The sequence below is a fragment of the Neisseria sp. WLZKY-1 genome, assembly GCF_046546535.1.
In the GTDB taxonomy this organism is placed as follows: domain Bacteria; phylum Pseudomonadota; class Gammaproteobacteria; order Burkholderiales; family Neisseriaceae; genus Neisseria.
On the sequence record NZ_JBKGTW010000044.1, the window covers coordinates 1 to 16426 of the forward strand.

Here is a 16426-nt window from a genome sequence, read left to right on the forward strand (position 1 = left end):
AAAAAGGCCGTCTGAAAAAGGCCGTCTGAAAAAGGCCGTCTGAAAAAGGCCGTCTGAAAAAGGCCGTCTGAAAAAGGCCGTCTGAAAAAGGCCGTCTGAAAAACCTGCTTCGCAGGTTTTTCAGACGGCCTTTGTTGCGGAACGGGAGTCTGCTTAGTCGCCCATGGCCATCAGGCTGGCGTTGCCGCCCGCGGCGGTGGTGTTGATGCTGCACGAGATTTCTTCAAACACTTGCAGGATATCGAGGCCGTTTTCCGAGGGCAGGATGCGGATAAGCGCGCCGTCGGTTTTGGCCAGCTCTTGTTTGCGCTCGGCGGGCAGTGCGTCCAGAGCGGCGACATGGCTGATGCCGAGCACTTCGGGACGGTCGTTCACCACCAGTAGTTCGCCCAGTGCGTCGGAGTGTCCGGCCAGGGGGTGGCCGGGTTCGACGACGGTTTGGATGCCGGAGGCAGCCAGTTGGGCGAGGGCAGCGAAGCTGCGGGCGAGGTCGCCGCCGTAGAGCCAGACACGTTTGGGGGCGTGCCAGCTTGCGGCGTTGCGCTCGCCTGTGGGGCCGGGCAGGAGGGCTTCGGCTGCTTTCAGGGTGCGGAAGCGTGCCTGGCCGAGGGCGGCGGCGGCTTCGAGTTTCTGCTCTTGGGTGAGCGGCAGGCCGTGCAGGACGGTTTCCAGTTTTTTCAGCGCGGCTTCGTCGGCCTGGCCGGGGGTGGTCAACTCGGGCTGCACCCAGTGGCTGAGGCGGCTGAGGCGTTGCAGGTAGAAGGAGCCGCCTGCTTTGGGACCGGTGCCGGAGAGGCCGTGGCCGCCGAAGGGCTGCACGCCGACAACGGCACCGACGATGTTGCGGTTGACGTAGACGTTGCCCGCTTCGATGCGGCTGCGGATGTGGTCGACTGTGCCGTCGATGCGGCTGTGGATGCCGTGGGTGAGGGCGTAGCCTTTGCCGTTGATTTGGTCGATCAGGCGGTCGAGTTCGCCGACGCGGTAGCGGACGACGTGCAGGACGGGGCCGAAGACTTCGCGTTGCAGCTGGTCGAGGTTGTCGAGTTCGAACAGGACGGGGTTGACGAAGGTGGAGGCTTCGCCGTTCACGCTTTCAGACGGCCTGATTTCGTGGCAGGCTTTGGCCGCGCCTTTCATTTTGCCGATGTGGGCGAGCAGGTTGTGCTGTGCCTCGGCGTCGATAACGGGGCCAACGTCGGTGTGGAGCTGCTGCGGGTTGCCGAGGACGAGTTCGTCCATCGCGCCTTTGATCATGCCTACCATGTGGTCGGCCACGTCTTCCTGCACGCACAGGATGCGCAGGGCGGAGCAGCGCTGGCCTGCGCTGTCGAAGGCGGAGTTGACAACGTCGGCGCACACTTGTTCGGCCAGGGCGGTGGAGTCGACGATCATGGCGTTCTGGCCGCCGGTTTCGGCGATGAGGACGGGGTTGTCGCTGCGGCGCGCCAGGGTTTGGTTGATGAGGCGTGCGACTTCGGTCGAGCCGGTGAAGATAACGCCGGCGATGCGTTCGTCCTGCGTCAGCGCCGCGCCGACGTCACCCGCGCCGAGGACGAGTTGCAGAGCTTCGGCGGGGATGCCCGCCTGATGCATGAGGGTGACGGCGTAGTGGGCGATGAGGCCGGTTTGCTCGGCGGGTTTGGCGACGACGGTGTTGCCTGCGGCGAGGGCGGCGACGACTTCGCCGGTGAAGATCGCCAGCGGGAAGTTCCACGGGCTGATGGCGACGACGGTGCCGATGCCGTGTGTGCCTTCGGGCAGGGTGTGCTCGGCTTCGTCGGCGTAGTAGCGGCAGAAGTCGACGGCTTCGCGCACTTCGGCGATGGCGTTGTTGAGGGTTTTGCCCGCTTCGCGTACGGCCAGCATCATCAGTTGCGCGGTGTGCTCTTCAAAGAGGTCGGCGATGCGGCGCAGGATGGCGGCGCGCTCGGCGGCGGGTGTGCCGCCCCACGATTTTTGCGCGGCAACGGCGGCGGCAACGGCTTTTTTCGCGGTGTCTGCATCGGCGAAGCTGGCTGTGCCGACGATGTCGCCGTGGTCGGCGGGGTTGCGCACTTCGGTTGCGGGCAGGCCTTGGACGGCTTGGCCGTTGATAATCGAGGCGGCTTGGAAGGTGTCGGCGGCGGCGGCGTTCAGGTCGGCTTGAAGCTGCTGCAAGACGTTTTCGTTGCTCAAATCCACGCCCTGCGAATTCAGACGGCCGTTGCCGTAGAGGTTGCGCGGCAGGGGCAGCGCGGGGTGCAGGTGGATGCCTTCTTTTTCGATGGTGTCGAAGGGGCTGCGGATGAGTTCGTCGATGCTGATGTTTTCGTCGACGATTTGGTTGACGAAGGAGGTGTTGGCGCCATTTTCCAACAGGCGGCGCACAAGGTAGGCCAGAAGGGTTTCGTGCGTTCCGACGGGGGCGTAGATGCGTACGCGGCGGCCGAGGTTCTGCGGACCGACGACTTGGTCGTACAGGGTTTCGCCCATGCCGTGCAGGCATTGGTGTTCGAACTCTTTGCCTTTGCCCATTTGGTAGATGGCAGCAAGAGTGTAGGCGTTGTGGGTGGCAAACTGCGGGAAGATAGCGTCTTGCGCATCCAAGAGTTTGCGCGCGCAGGCCAGATAGGAGATGTCGGTGTGGACTTTGCGGGTGTAGACGGGATAGCCGTTGAGGCCGTCGACCTGCGCCCATTTGATTTCGCTGTCCCAATACGCACCTTTTACCAGGCGGATCATCAGTTTTTGGTTGTTGCGGCGGGCAAGGTCGATCAGGTAGTCGATCACGAAGGGGCAGCGTTTCTGGTAGGCCTGTACGACAAAGCCGATGCCGTGATAGCCCGCCAGATCGGGATCGGAAACGAGCGCTTCCATCAGATCGAGCGAGAGTTCGAGGCGGTTGGCCTCTTCGGCGTCGATGTTGATGCCGATGTTGTATTGTTTGCCGAGCAGGAACAACTCTTTCAGGCGCGGCAGCAGCTCGGCCATGACGCGCTCGTGCTGGGCGCGGGCGTAGCGCGGGTGGATGGCGGAGAGTTTGACGGAAATGCCGTTGCCTTCGTATACGCCCTGCCCTGCAGCGTCTTTGCCGATGGCGTGGATGGCGTTCACATAGTCTTGGAAATAGCGTTTGGCGTCGGCTTCGGTCATGGCCGCTTCGCCGAGCATGTCGAAGGAGTAGCGGTAGCCCATTTTTTCGCGCTCTTTGCCGTTTTGCAGGGCTTCTTCAATGGTTTGGCCGGTGACGAACTGTTTGCCGAGCATGCGCATGGCGTAGTCGACACCTTTGCGGATCAGGGGTTCGCCGCCTTTGCCCAAGAGGCGGGTGAGCGCGGCGCCAAGGCTGTCGTCGCTGTTGGGCGTGGTGAGTTTGCCGGTAATCAGCAGACCCCATGCGGCGGCGTTGACGAACATCGAGGGGCTGTTGCCCAAATGGCTTTTCCAGTCGCCGCCGGAGAGTTTGTCTTGGATGAGTTTGTTGCGGGTTTCTTTGTCGGGAATGCGCAGCAGGGCTTCGGCCAGGCACATCAGGGCGACGCCTTCTTCGCTGGACAGGGAAAATTCGTGCATCAGCGCGTCGACGCCGCTGGCTTTGGTGCGGTCGGCGCGCACTTGGGTGACGAGGCGGCGGGCGAGTTCGTCAGCGTTTTTACGCTCTTCTTCGCTCATTTGCGCGCGTTGCAGCATATCGTTGACCGCTTCGATTTCGTCGCGGCGGTAGGCATCGGTGACGGCTTGGCGCAGGGCGGTTTGCGCCGGAAAGGCAAAATCAAACATTTTTTGAAGTTCTCCAAGAGGGTTTCGGTAGTGTCGTTTCAGACGGCCTCCAACCTGCAAAAGGCCGTCTGAAAAATCTTGTCGATTATACGCCGCACATGGTTTCGGCGCAGCGTTTTCAACAGCTCTGACGGCTTTTCAGACAGCCTCGGCGGGAGGCCGTCTGAAAAAAGTCGGGCAGAGCCGTAAAACGGGGGTCAGCGGCTGGCGCGGTAGTCGGCGTCGGCCTTTTCAAAGCGCTCCTGCACCTCCTGCGACGGAGCCTTGCCGATCAGCGACACCAGCACGGCAACTAGGGCGCAGGCGATAAAGCCGGGGACGATTTCGTACACGGTGAGCCAGCCGTTTTGGCCTGCGGCGATGGCGGTTTTTTTCACATACTCCGCCCACATCACCACGGTCACGGCACCGGCCACCATGCCCGCCAGCGCGCCCGATGCGGTAATGCGTTTCCAAAACACCGACAGAATGACGACGGGGCCGAATGCGCCGCCGAAACCTGCCCAAGCGTAGGACACCAGCCCCAGCACTTTGCTGTTCGGGTCAGCGGCAATCAGGATGGAAATCACGGCAATCGCCAACACCATCAGACGGCCGACCCACACCAGCTCTTTTTGCGGGGCGTTTTTACGCAGAAAGCCTTTGTAGAAGTCTTCGGTAATCGCGCTGGAGCATACCAAAAGCTGGCAGGACAGGGTGGACATCACCGCCGCCAGAATCGCGCTTAGGATCACGCCGGCAATCCACGGATTAAACAGCAGGGTGGACAGGGCGATAAACACGCGCTCGTGGTTGCCTTTCATTGCGGCAACGTCGGTCGGATTGGCGGCAAAGTGGGCGATGCCGAAATAACCGACGGCTACCGCACCGCCCAGGCACAGAATCATCCAGGTCATGCCGATGCGGCGGGCGGATACCAGCGATTTGGCGCTTTCGGCCGCCATAAAGCGCGCCAGAATGTGCGGCTGGCCGAAATAGCCCAAGCCCCAGGCGGCAGTGGAAACGATGCCGACAAAAGTCGTTCCGGCCAAAAGGCTGCCGTATTCCTTGCCGGTTTCGGCGGCCACGCTCTGGATGGCGGCGGACATCTGCTCGGCGCCGCCCAAGCCCAGATACACCATCACCGGTGTCAGAATCAGAGCGAAAATCATCAGCGAAGCCTGCAGGGTGTCCGTCCAGCTCACGGCCAAGAAGCCTCCAAGGAAGGTATAGACGATGGTGGCGCCCGCGCCCAGCCACATGGCTTGCTGGTAGGTCATGCCTTCAAACAGGCTTTGGAACAGGGTTGCCCCCGCCACAATGCCCGACGCGCAGTAAATAGTAAAGAAAAACAGAATAATAATCGCAGAAACCACCTTCATCAGATGGCCGCCGGCGCCGAAGCGGTGGAAGAAATAGTCCGGCAGCGTCAGCGCATTGTTGGCGTGCTCGGTGTGCACGCGCAGGCGGCCGGCCACCAACAGCCAGTTGAAATAAGCGCCGACGGTTAAGCCGATGGCGATCCAGGCTTCGCTCAAGCCGCTCAGGTAAATCGCGCCGGGCAGACCCATCAAAAGCCAGCCCGACATATCGGACGCGCCCGCCGACATGGCGGTAACGAAGGGGCCGAGACTGCGGCCGCCGAGAATGTAGTCGTCGAAATTGCGGGTGGAGAAATAGGCGGCCAGGCCGATCAGGAGAACCGCCACCAGATAGATGGCGAAGGTGACATACATGGGATTCATAAGCTCTACTCTTTCTTCAAGGTTTTTTCTTTTGTCGAATTTGGGTACGCGGCTGCGGCGGGCACAGTGCGGACGCGCCGCCGTTATACTTGACTTGGCTATTTTTTGTCAATAATTGCAAAGAAAGGCATGGTTTGTGCTAAATCAAACCCTTTTCCAAACGCTTCCCAAGTTGCAACCTCGTTGAAGCTTTGCTTTCAGACGGCCTTTCACACAGCAAAGGCCGTCTGAAAAAACGGCTGCACGCTCAGTCTATCTTCACATAAGCCACTTCGAGAATCTCGATCCGCTCCCTGCCCTCGGGTGTGTGCAGCAGCACCTCGTCGCCCTCGCGCGCCTTAATCAGGCTGCGCGCCAGCGGCGAAATCCACGAAATTTTGCCCAGCGCCGTATCGGTTTCATCGATGCCGACGATGCTCACCGTCTGCTCCTCCCCGCTGCCGCGCAGCAGGGTGACGGTTGCGCCGAAAAACACCTGATCGGTCGGCTCGCGCGTTTCGGGATCGACCACCTGCGCCGCTTCCAGCCGCTTGGTGAGAAAACGGATGCGGCGGTCGATTTCGCGCATCCGCCGTTTGCCGTAGAGATAATCGCCGTTTTCGCTGCGGTCGCCGTTGGACGCCGCCCAGTTCACCACCTGCACGATTTCGGGGCGCTCTTTGTTCACCAAATGATAAAGCTCGTCTTTCAGGCTCTGCCAGCCTGCGGGCGTGATGTAGTTGGGAGTATCGCTCATGACTCGGATAGGCCGTCTGAAAAAAGCGCGATTCTAACAAAAGCGCGCGCCGCGCACGCATCCGGCAAAGCGCCGCCGCCGCACCATTAATTTACACAATCTTAAAGTCCGATAATATTGTTTGACAATACGCACAAAACTTTATACATTTTGCAGCCCCGCGCAACAGCGGCACGAAAAATACCCCGCACACGTGCGTTTTGTGTCCGATTGCGCCGCCTGCCGGACGATACGTCCCGCCGCCTGCACCGCCGAAAAGGCTGTGCGCACGGCGCGGGCAACAGAAAAAGAAAACCGACAAGAGGAGCACCCGTTTCATGAACACCACCTCCAAAACCAAAATCCTACCCGCCGCCTGTCTTGTCGCCTGCCTGGCTCTGGCAGCCTGCGGCGGCAGCGAACCCGTTGCCAAACCCTTCAAACGCAGCAACTACAACCGCATCGTTATCGGCAACAGCGTCGAACCCGGCACGCTCGATCCGCAAAAAAGCGGCGATTTGGCCGCAGGCGCCATTATCCGCCAGATGATGGACGGCCTCGTCGGCACCGACGGCGAAGGCAAAACCGTTCCCGCGTTGGCGGAAAAATGGGAAAGCGACGGCGACAAAGTCTGGACCTTCCACCTGCGCGACGCGAAATGGTCAAATGGCGACCCGATCACCGCCGACGATTTCGTCTATAGCCTGCGCCGCTTGGCCGACCCCGAAACCGGCGCGCCCTACGCCGGCTATCTGGCCGACGGCAAAGTCATCAACGCCGAAGAAGTGCTCACCGGCAAAGCCAAGCCCGAAACGCTCGGCATCCGCGCCCTCGACAAAAAAACTCTGCAATTCACCCTCAGCATGCCCGTGCCCTATTTCCCCGACATGCTCGTCCAGCCGTGGGTCTACCCCGTGCACAAAGCCACGGTGGAAAAATACGGCGACAAATGGACGCAGCCGGAAAACTATGTCGTCAGCGGCGCATACAAACTGAAAGAATGGCGCGTCAACAGCCACATCCTGCTGGAAAAAAATCCCGCCTATTACGACAAAGCCTCCGTGTCCGTACCCGAAGTCATGTTCCTGCCCGCGCCCAACGAATTCAACCGCTACCGCGCAGGCGAAGCCGACGTGACCTACGGCATTCCGTCCGACCAGATCAAAACCGCTGACAAGGAATTCCCCGGCCAGGTGCGCAAAACCACCCTCTTGTGCACCTTCTATCTCGAACCGAACAACAAAGCCTTCCCCTTCGACAACCCGAAAGTGCGCCGCGCGCTCAATATGCTCGCCGACCGCACCATCGTTACCAAAGTCAGCGGCAGGGGGGACGTACCCGCCTTCCAGCTCACCCCGCCCGAAATGCAGGGCATCACCCAAACCGCGCCCGACTGGAAGGATTGGAGCAAAGAGAAAAAAACCGCCGAAGCCATGCGCCTGCTAAACGAAGCGGGCTTCAACGAGTCCAACCCGCTAACCTTCGAAGTGCTCTACAGCACCAACGAAACCTCGCGCAAGCAGATTACCGCGCTGCAATCCATCTGGAAAACCGCCGTGCCCTTCATCCAGCCCAACCTGATCAACCAGGAATGGAAAACCTATCTGGACACGCGCCAGTCGGGCAATTTCGCCATCGCGCTCGCTGGCTGGTGTTCCGACTACAACGAACCTTCGGGCATGCTCAACACCTTCCGCTCCAACAGCCCGAACAACCGTTTCTTCTACCACAACCCCGTCTTCGACCAAACGCTCGACGCCACACTGGCCGCAGGCGCCACGCCCGAAGAGCGCGCGAAACTCTACACGGAGGCCGAAGCGATGCTGCAACGCGATTCCGTCTTCATTCCGCTCTACCACCAGGTAGCCGTCCAACTGGTGAAACCCGACATCGAAGGCTTCTCCACCCACGACCCGCTGCGCAACTACACCGTCAAACACTGGTCGATCGCGCCGAAGAAATAACAAGCCCTTTTCAGACGGCCTCATGCAGCACGGAGGCCGTCTGAAAAAGGCCGTCTGAAAAACACACAGAATCCGCTAGGAGCAAAACATGACTGCAACACCTCGAGAAAACTTGGCCGCACTTCGCCAAGCCATGAAAAAACACGGTTTGGACGCTTTCGTCATTCCTTCCGCCGACCCGCACCTTTCCGAATACCTACCCGAACACTGGCAGGCGCGGCGCGATTTGTCGGGCTTTACCGGCTCGGTGGGCACACTGGCCGTAACTGCCGACGATGCCGGCGTGTGGGTGGACAGCCGCTATTGGGAGCAGGCCGAACACCAGCTTGCCGGCACCGGCATCGGTTTGCAAAAAAGCGGCCAAGTCGCCCCCTACACCGAATGGCTGGCCGCCAACCTGCCCGAGGGCGCAACCGTAGGCGTGCCCGCCGATATGCTGTCGCTTACCGGCAAACGTGCGCTAGAGCAGGCGCTCGCGGCGAAAAACATCCGCGTTGCCCATCCTGAAACTTTGTTAAACGAAGTGTGGACCGGCCGCCCGGCCATGCCGTCTGAAACCGTTTATATCCACCATCCCGACTATGTATCCGAAAGCGCGGCGGAAAAACTCGCCCGCGTACGCGCCGCCATGAAAGAGCAGGGCGCGGACTACCATCTGATTTCTTCGCTCGACGACATCGCGTGGATTACCAACCTGCGCGGCAACGACGTTCCCTACAATCCCGTATTTTTGTCTTTCCTGCTGATTGGCGCGGACTCGGCCGTATTGTTTGCCGACCACAGCCGATTCAACGCCGATTCCGCCGCCGCGCTGCAAGCCGCCGGCATCGAAGCACGTGATTATGCCGAAGCCGCCGCCTCATTGGCCGCCTTGCAGGGCAGCCTGCTGGTCGAGCCGGGCAAAACCGCCGTCAGCACGCTGGCCAAGCTGCCCGAATCTGTACGCCTGATTGAAAACATCAATCCCAGCACTTTCTTCAAATCCACCAAATCCGATGCCGACATTGCCCACATCCGCGAAGCAATGGCGCAGGACGGCGCGGCCTTGTGCGGCTTTTTTGCCGAGTTCGAACAGAAGTTGGCCGCCGGCGAACGCGTTACCGAAGTCGATGTCGATACCCTGCTGCTAAAACACCGCAGCCAACGCCCCGGCTTTATTTCCCCGAGTTTCGGTACGATTGCCGGTTTCAACGCCAACGCGGCAATGGCGCACTACAGCGCCACCGAAGAGAGCCACAGCGTGATTGAAGGCGACGGCATGCTGCTGATTGATTCGGGCGGCCAATACTGGGGCGGTACCACCGACATTACCCGCGTCGTACCCGTAGGCAGGCCGTCTGAAGCGCAAAAACGCGACTACACGCTGGTGTTGAAAGCGCATATCGCGTTGGACGAAACCGTGTTCCCCGAAAACATTCTCGCGCCGATGCTCGATGCCATTTGCCGCAAACCGATGTGGCAGGCGCAATGCGACTACGGCCACGGCACGGGACACGGCGTGGGCTATTTCCTCAACGTACACGAAGGCCCGCAGCTGATTGCCTATGCCGCGCTGCCCAACCCCAACCACGCCATGAAAAAAGGCATGGTTACCTCTATCGAGCCGGGCATTTACCGGCCCGGCAAATGGGGCATCCGCATCGAAAACCTGGCCGCCAACATGCCTGTGGAACATCCCGCAGAAACCGAGTTCGGCAAATTCCTGTATTTTGAAACGCTCACTCTGTGCCCGATCGACACGCGCCTGATGCTACCCGAGCTGATGAGCGACGACGAAATCCGCTGGGTCAACGACTACCACGCCCAAGTCCGCAGCCGCCTCGCCCCCCTAACCGAAGGCGCGGCCAAAGACTGGCTGATGGCACGCACCGAGCCGATCTCGCGCGGATAAAGCGCCGCCGCACAGGCCGTCTGAAACTGCAACCGCTTTTCAGACGGCCTCTTCCGACCAACCCCTGCCCTGCCCCGCCGTTTTCACTTCGCTGAAACCCCGCTTTCAGACGGCCTCACGGACGCGGCGGCACGGCAGAGCAAGACGGCGCAAGCCGTCGGAAACCGACCCGATTATGCTGAAATTCATCATCAAACGGATATTGGCCGCCATCCCCACCATGCTGGTGCTGATTACCGTATCCTTCTTCCTGATGCGCCTCGCGCCGGGTAGCCCCTTCACGGGCGAACGCAACCTGCCGCCCGCCGTACTGGCCAACATCGAAGCCAAATACCACCTCAACGACCCGATGTATTTGCAATACTTCCACTATGTGAAGCAGCTGGCGCAGGGCGATCTCGGCCCCTCGTTCAAATACAAAGACTTCTCCGTCAACGAGCTTTTGGCGCAGGCGCTGCCCGTGTCGCTGGAAATCGGCCTCTACTCCTTCGTTATCGCCGCCGTGCTCGGCATGCTTTTGGGCATCTTCGCCGCGCTCAAACAGAACACCTGGGCGGACTACACCCTGATGACGCTGGCGATGACCGGCGTGGTCGTGCCCAGCTTTGTCAAAGCGCCGATTCTGGTGCTGATTTTCGCCGTTATCCTGCAATGGCTGCCCGCAGGCGGCTGGAACGACGGCGCGCTGCCCAACCTGATTCTGCCCGTGGCCGCGCTGTCCATCAGCTACGTGTCGAGCATCTCCCGCATCACGCGCGGCGCGATGATCGAAGTACTCAACAGCCCGTTTATCCGCACCGCCCGCGCCAAAGGCCTGCCAATGCGCACCATCGTATTGAAACACGCGCTGCGCCCCGCCCTGCTGCCGATTGTGTCCTACCTCGGCCCGGCGCTGGTCGGCATCATCACCGGCGCGATTGTGGTGGAAACCATCTTCAACCTACCCGGCATCGGCCAGCTCTTCGTCAACGGTGCGCTCAACCGCGACTACGGCATGATCCTCGGGCTGACCATATTGGTGGGCGTGCTCGCCATCCTCTTCAACGCCGTTCTCGACATCCTCTATGCCCTGATCGATCCAAAAATCCGCTACTGACACCGCGCGCCGCACAGCGCACCCTTTCAGACGGCCTCACAGCACGTCAGGCCGTCTGAAACACCCGCGCGCGCGGCCGGACATTGAGAGACACAAACATGATATTCAAGAAAAAAACCGCCGAAGCCTTGGCCTCGGCCGCCGCAAGCGCTCCGATCGAAGGCAGCAGCCTGTGGCAGGACGCATGGCGCCGTTTCCGCAAAAACAAAGCCGCGTTTTACAGCGTCGTCGTACTCGTTCTGATCACCCTGTTCGTCATTTTCGTGCCGCTTATCGCGCCCTACACCTACGATTTCACCGACTGGGACGCCATGTCCTCGCCGCCCGCCTTCGCCGACAAACACTTCCTCGGCACAGACTCCCTCGGCCGCGACCTGCTCGCACGCGCCGCAGTCGGCGGCCGCATTTCGCTGCTCGTCGGCCTGTCGGGCGCGCTGGTTGCCGTCGTCATCGGCACGCTCTACGGCGCGCTGTCCGGCTTTTTCGGCGGCAAAATCGACTCGCTGATGATGCGTTTCCTCGAAATCCTCAACGCCTTCCCCTTCATGTTCTTCGTTATCCTGCTCACCACCTTCTTCGGCCGCAACCTCATCCTGATTTTCGCCGCCGTCGGCCTGGTGTCGTGGCTGGACGTCGCCCGCATCGTGCGCGGCCAGACCCTGAGCCTGAAACACAAAGAATTCGTCGAAGCCGCCCGCGTCAGCGGCCTGTCGCGACGCAAAATCGTCGTCCGCCACATCATCCCCAACGTGTTGGGCGTGGTGATGGTGTACGCCTCCCTGCTCGTGCCCGGCATGATTATGTACGAATCCTTCCTCAGCTTCCTCGGTTTGGGCGTGCAGGAGCCGATGACCAGCTGGGGCTCGATGCTGCAAGAGGGCGCGCTCACCATCGAAACCGCCCCCTGGCAGCTGCTCGTACCCAGCTTCTTCCTCGTCGCCACCCTCTTCTGCTTCAACTTCATCGGCGACGGCCTGCGCGACGCGCTCGACCCGAAAGACAGATAATCCGCAGCCGCAAAGGAAACACACGATGAACGAAAACAAAGAAAACCTGCTGACGGTAGAAAACCTCAACGTCTATTTCGACCTGCACAACCACACCGTCCACGCCGTGCGCGGCGTCAGCTTCAAAGTCGCCAAAGGCGAAACCCTCGCCCTCGTCGGCGAATCCGGCTCGGGCAAATCCGTCACCTCCATGTCCATCATGCGCCTTCTGCCCGAAAAGCTCACCCGCTACGGCAGCGGCTCGCGCATCGTCTTCGACGGCACATCCATCCTCGATGCCGGTGAAAAAACCCTGCGCAACCTGCGCGGCGGCCGCATCAGCGTCATCTTCCAAGAGCCGATGACCTCGCTCAATCCCTTTATGCGTATCGGCAAACAGCTCATGGAAACCGCGCTCCTGCACAACAAAGGATGGAGCAAAGCCGAAGCGCGCAAACGCATCCTCGAACTGCTCGAACGCGTCGGCATCCGCGAAGCCGAACGCCGTCTGAAACAATATCCGCACGAATTTTCCGGCGGCCAGCTCCAGCGCATCATGATTGCCATGGCACTCATCAACAGCCCCGACCTCCTGATTGCCGACGAGCCGACCACCGCCCTCGACGTCACCATCCAGGCCGAAATCCTCGATTTGCTGCACGATCTGCAAAAGCAGATGGGCATGGCCATCATCTTCATCACCCACGACCTGGGCTTGGCCGAACACTACTCCGAAACCGTCTGCGTCATGCGCAACGGCGAAATCGTCGAGCGCGGCAAAATCAAACAGGTTTTCGCCGAACCCAAACACGACTACACCGTCGAACTCATCAACTCCATCCCCACCGGCGTGCGCGAACCCGTGCAGGGCGATCCCGACCTGCTGATCGACGCCAAAGACGTGCGCGTGCGCTGCGGCGAAACCCTCGGCATCGTCGGCGAATCGGGTTCGGGCAAATCCACCTTCGGCAAAGCCGTGATGCAGATGCTGCCCTACACCGGCCAAATCTCCTTTGAAGGCCGCGATTTGCAAAACCTGTCCAAAGAAGAAACACGCCGTCTGCAGGCCGAACGGCAAATCGTCTTCCAAGATCCCTACGGCTCACTCTCGCCGCGCCTCACCGTCGGCGAAATCGTCGGCGAAGGTCTGAGCATCCACCAGCCGCAGCTGTCGAAAAAAGAGCGCATCGAACGCGTGCTGGAAGTGCTCGAAGAAGTTTCCCTGCCCACCTCCGCCCTCAACCGCTACCCGCACGAATTTTCCGGCGGCCAGCGCCAGCGCATCGCCATCGCCCGCGCCGTCATTCTGCGGCCGAAGTTCATCCTCCTGGACGAACCCACCTCCGCCCTCGACCGCTCCGTGCAAGTCAAAGTCGTCGAACTCTTGTGCGGCCTGCAAGACAAATACGGCCTGACCTATATGTTCATCAGCCACGACCTCTCCGTCGTGCGCGCCGTCAGCAACAACGTCATCGTCATGCGCCAAGGCGAAATGGTGGAATACGGTACGTCGGAACAGATTTTCAGCAACCCGCAAACCGAATACACGCAGCGCCTCATCAACGCCGCATTCGATTTGTAAACAGGCACAGCAAGACAAGGAGGCCGTCTGAAACGTTTTCAGACGGCCTACTGATACAAACGGCAGCATCGTGGCGGTACGCCTTCCATCGGTGTCCGCCCGATACAGCGAAACCGCATTACCAACAGCAAAAGGCCGTCTGAAAACCGATATTCCAGTTTTCAGACGGCCTTTAAACACTCAAAACGACTTTTCCACGCTGACAAACCACTGCGCGTTTTTGCGCGAATAAAACGCAGGCATATTGCTGCCGATATGCAGATAGCGGAAATTCAAGCGCGGCGTGAAGCCTTTCCATGAAATCTTTCCGTGCCACAGCGAAACATGAGCCTGAAATTCGCGGTCTTTACGGGGAAAAAGGTAAACCAGCGAACCGTCACCGTCAAAACTGCGGCGCGTATAGCGCAGATTGGCGCGGATGCCCAAGCCGTCTGAAAAGGTTTTCGCCGTACCGATGCGGATGCCTTTGCGTATCGAAGCCTGCTCAGTTTCGCGCGTCAGATCGTGCGACCAGTCCGCGCCGCCGTAAAGCAGCCAGCCCTTTGGCGCGGCATACATCAGCGTTACTCCCGCCAGCGGCATTTTGCCGTTGTAGCGCTCTGCAATATGTGGCTCCCGATAGCGTTTGCGGACATATCCCGCATTCAGCATCACGCGCCATTTCGCACCGAAACGGTGGGAAAAATCGGCCTGCACCCCATCGGCGCGGTTGTAGCGGCTGCCGCCCAGCCAATTGGTTTCGGCAAACGGCACAAGGCCGAACGAGCGCGCCGCCGAATGGTTTTTATAGCCTGCGGCAATGTTCAGGCTCTGCTCGTCGAAATCATGGTTGTCCCAATAAGCGACACCGTCGCCGCCCAGTTTGGCGTAGGCATAATGGTGTCCGCCGAGATTTTTTTCGCGCGACACAGATACGCCGTAACGCAGCCCGTGCGCCCGCTGCGGCAGGCTGTCGGCGGTTTTCTGCCACCTTCTGCCGTCGATTTCGATAAAACGCGCGTCGGCGGCATTGTTCACATTGTCCGTGGCCTCGTATTGCAGCGAGACATCGGGCTGCCAGCTTTCGGCCTCGCGGACGGCGGCCAAATATCGGCCGGCAATGTTCTGCATTTCGGGCGACAAATCAGGCAGGGCGCGTTGCAGCTCGGTTTCGGCAGCGCGGTATTGCCGGTCTTCAAACAGCATCACACCCAAGTCGAAACGCGGATAGGCCAAATCGGGATGCCGCCCGACAATGCCGCGATACAGCGCGATTGCTTCCTTATGGCGCAACTGGGCGCGGCGCAAAGCGCCCAGCGCATAATCGTAAAGCGTTTGGTCGCGTGCGGGCAGATTGCGGTAACGCGCCAGCAGCGGCGGCAAAGCCTGCCAGTCGCGGCGGAAAACCGCATGATTGATTTGCGCTTCCAAACCGTCTTGCGGCGAAAGGCCGTCTGAAAGCGGCGCGGCAGGCGCAGGCTCGGGCAGGTTTTCAGACGGCATCTGCGCCGCCTCGCGGTTTTCAAAAAACAGCGGCTCGGGCACGAGCACGGTCGGCCCGTCGGCCAGTGCCGCCAGCGTAAACGGCAGCAGGAGCAGGGAAAGTTTGTTCATGGTTTCGGGTGTCGGAGATTGCTCGGATTGCGGAAAAAAGGCCGTCTGAAAATGGAAAACGCTTTTCAGACGGCCTGTTGCGGTTTAAAACCGTTGCCGTGCGGGTTTATTTTTTGATTTCGCCGCGCTGGCCGCCGAAACCGATAGTATCTTTGTTATTGAATAAAACTTTGCCTGCGATCTCTTCTGCAGCTTTACCGTAGAAATCCAACAAATAACTACCTGTACGATAACCCTGTTCAGCAGTTGAACTAATGCCTGAACCCGAGATACTGCCTTGTTTCAAATCAATCTTGTCGCCTAAGCCAGTAATCGAACCAAATCCGGTTCTGTCGGCAAAGTTAACTGTATAAGACAAAACCCCTTCTTTAATTTTGTTGGAGCTTTCATATGTATTCCAATCAAAGATACTTTGGTATGCCCCGTTAAATGCCTTTCCGTTATAAATTGCTGAACCAATAGTAGGAATGGCATTTTCTAATGTTTTCAAACCACTGATAACAATAGACGAAGTTCGATCATCCGAAAGGATTTGTCCGCTTTGATTGTTATAGGACAAACTACCCGAATAATTCCCCACGACAATCGAATATGGTTGGTTATAAACAACTTTCTGAGTCCGATCTTCCTGTGTATAGGCATTTCTAGTTGCAGATGCGTTCGAACGACTATTGGCAATAATTTCCCCAATCGCATATTGTGAAGCAAACGAGCCTTTCGCATTGTCAATTGCGGCTTGTAACACAGCAGCATCCAGAGCTGACTTAATCTCGGAATCAGCCACTTCTAAGTTAGCAGCAGCAAAATCTTCGGCCTGCTGTTGATTCAAACCCGCTTCGGTGGCTTGTTTCACCAAATCGGCCTTACGCGCAGCAATACGCGCTTCCTCAGCCTTGCGTGCTTCTTCAGCTTTACGTGCCTCTTCGGCTTTGCGTGCCTCTTCGGCTTTACGGGCTTCTTCGGCTTTACGCGCTTCTTCGGCTTTACGCGCTTCTTCAGCTTTACGTGCCTCTTCGGCTTTACGCGCTTCTTCAGCTTTACGTGCCTCTTCGGCTTTACGTGCCTCTTCGGCTTTACGTGCCTCTTCGGCTTTACGTGCCTCTTCGGCTTTAC

Annotated in this window: 11 protein-coding genes; 5 read left to right on the top strand and 6 right to left on the bottom strand. The window is 59.3% G+C overall.

Going from position 1 to position 16426, the window contains the following annotated elements; translation table 11 throughout:
- The 4 genes from ACLD9W_RS10025 to greB form a co-directional block, all read right to left on the bottom strand.
- The coding region (locus ACLD9W_RS10025; RefSeq protein WP_410841889.1) for a hypothetical protein at window positions 1-214 on the bottom strand (214 nt) is incomplete at its 3' end.
- Window positions 154-3762 (bottom strand): bifunctional proline dehydrogenase/L-glutamate gamma-semialdehyde dehydrogenase PutA, encoded by a 3609-nt coding sequence (putA, locus tag ACLD9W_RS10030; RefSeq protein ID WP_410841890.1) that lies wholly within the window; start codon window positions 3760-3762, stop codon window positions 154-156. The genes putA and ACLD9W_RS10025, both read right to left, overlap by 61 nt.
- Window positions 3763-3959: 197 nt before the next feature.
- Window positions 3960-5486 carry a sodium/proline symporter PutP gene (gene putP, locus ACLD9W_RS10035; RefSeq protein ID WP_410841891.1) on the bottom strand — a complete coding sequence of 509 codons (1527 nt, stop codon included), beginning with the start codon at window positions 5484-5486 and terminating at the stop codon, window positions 3960-3962.
- Between the two features lie 247 nt (window positions 5487-5733).
- On the bottom strand, window positions 5734-6222 hold the full coding sequence (greB, locus tag ACLD9W_RS10040) for a transcription elongation factor GreB (protein ID WP_410841892.1): 489 nt from the start codon (window positions 6220-6222) through the stop codon (window positions 5734-5736).
- 317 nt (window positions 6223-6539) lie between these two features.
- On the opposite strand from greB, the gene ACLD9W_RS10045 reads away from it, so the two are divergent.
- The 5 genes from ACLD9W_RS10045 (at window position 6540) to ACLD9W_RS10065 (ending at window position 13720) form a co-directional block, all read left to right on the top strand.
- Window positions 6540-8165 carry a peptide ABC transporter substrate-binding protein gene (locus ACLD9W_RS10045; RefSeq protein WP_410841893.1) on the top strand — a complete coding sequence of 542 codons (1626 nt, stop codon included), beginning with the start codon at window positions 6540-6542 and terminating at the stop codon, window positions 8163-8165.
- Between the two features lie 88 nt (window positions 8166-8253).
- Window positions 8254-10056 (top strand): aminopeptidase P family protein, encoded by a 1803-nt coding sequence (locus tag ACLD9W_RS10050; RefSeq protein ID WP_410841894.1) that lies wholly within the window; start codon window positions 8254-8256, stop codon window positions 10054-10056.
- Window positions 10057-10231: 175 nt separating this feature from the next.
- Window positions 10232-11152: an oligopeptide ABC transporter permease OppB gene (oppB, locus tag ACLD9W_RS10055; RefSeq protein ID WP_410841895.1), complete on the top strand. Its 921-nt coding sequence runs from the start codon at window positions 10232-10234 to the stop codon at window positions 11150-11152.
- Between the two features lie 98 nt (window positions 11153-11250).
- Window positions 11251-12159: an oligopeptide ABC transporter permease OppC gene (oppC, locus tag ACLD9W_RS10060; protein ID WP_410841896.1), complete on the top strand. Its 909-nt coding sequence runs from the start codon at window positions 11251-11253 to the stop codon at window positions 12157-12159.
- 25 nt (window positions 12160-12184) lie between these two features.
- Entirely contained in the window at window positions 12185-13720 is a 1536-nt protein-coding gene (locus ACLD9W_RS10065) for an ABC transporter ATP-binding protein (RefSeq protein ID WP_410841897.1), read from the top strand.
- 180 nt (window positions 13721-13900) lie between these two features.
- Here ACLD9W_RS10065 and ACLD9W_RS10070 read toward each other — a convergent pair whose 3' ends face one another.
- Both ACLD9W_RS10070 and ACLD9W_RS10075 read right to left on the bottom strand, forming a co-directional pair.
- Entirely contained in the window at window positions 13901-15313 is a 1413-nt protein-coding gene (locus ACLD9W_RS10070; RefSeq protein WP_410841898.1) for a surface lipoprotein assembly modifier, read from the bottom strand.
- A gap of 106 nt (window positions 15314-15419) precedes the next feature.
- On the bottom strand, window positions 15420-16426 hold a 1007-nt coding region (locus tag ACLD9W_RS10075; protein WP_410841899.1), incomplete at its 5' end, for a Slam-dependent surface lipoprotein.

Coding starts and splice junctions, on each gene's coding strand:
- ACLD9W_RS10050 (WP_410841894.1), top strand. CDS start 8,254: ATGACTGCAACACCTCGAGAAAACTTGGCCGCACTTCGCCAAGCCATG.
- putA (WP_410841890.1), bottom strand. CDS start 3,762: ATGTTTGATTTTGCCTTTCCGGCGCAAACCGCCCTGCGCCAAGCCGTC.
- oppB (WP_410841895.1), top strand. CDS start 10,232: ATGCTGAAATTCATCATCAAACGGATATTGGCCGCCATCCCCACCATG.
- putP (WP_410841891.1), bottom strand. CDS start 5,486: ATGAATCCCATGTATGTCACCTTCGCCATCTATCTGGTGGCGGTTCTC.
- ACLD9W_RS10065 (WP_410841897.1), top strand. CDS start 12,185: ATGAACGAAAACAAAGAAAACCTGCTGACGGTAGAAAACCTCAACGTC.
- greB (WP_410841892.1), bottom strand. CDS start 6,222: ATGAGCGATACTCCCAACTACATCACGCCCGCAGGCTGGCAGAGCCTG.
- ACLD9W_RS10070 (WP_410841898.1), bottom strand. CDS start 15,313: ATGAACAAACTTTCCCTGCTCCTGCTGCCGTTTACGCTGGCGGCACTG.
- ACLD9W_RS10045 (WP_410841893.1), top strand. CDS start 6,540: ATGAACACCACCTCCAAAACCAAAATCCTACCCGCCGCCTGTCTTGTC.
- oppC (WP_410841896.1), top strand. CDS start 11,251: ATGATATTCAAGAAAAAAACCGCCGAAGCCTTGGCCTCGGCCGCCGCA.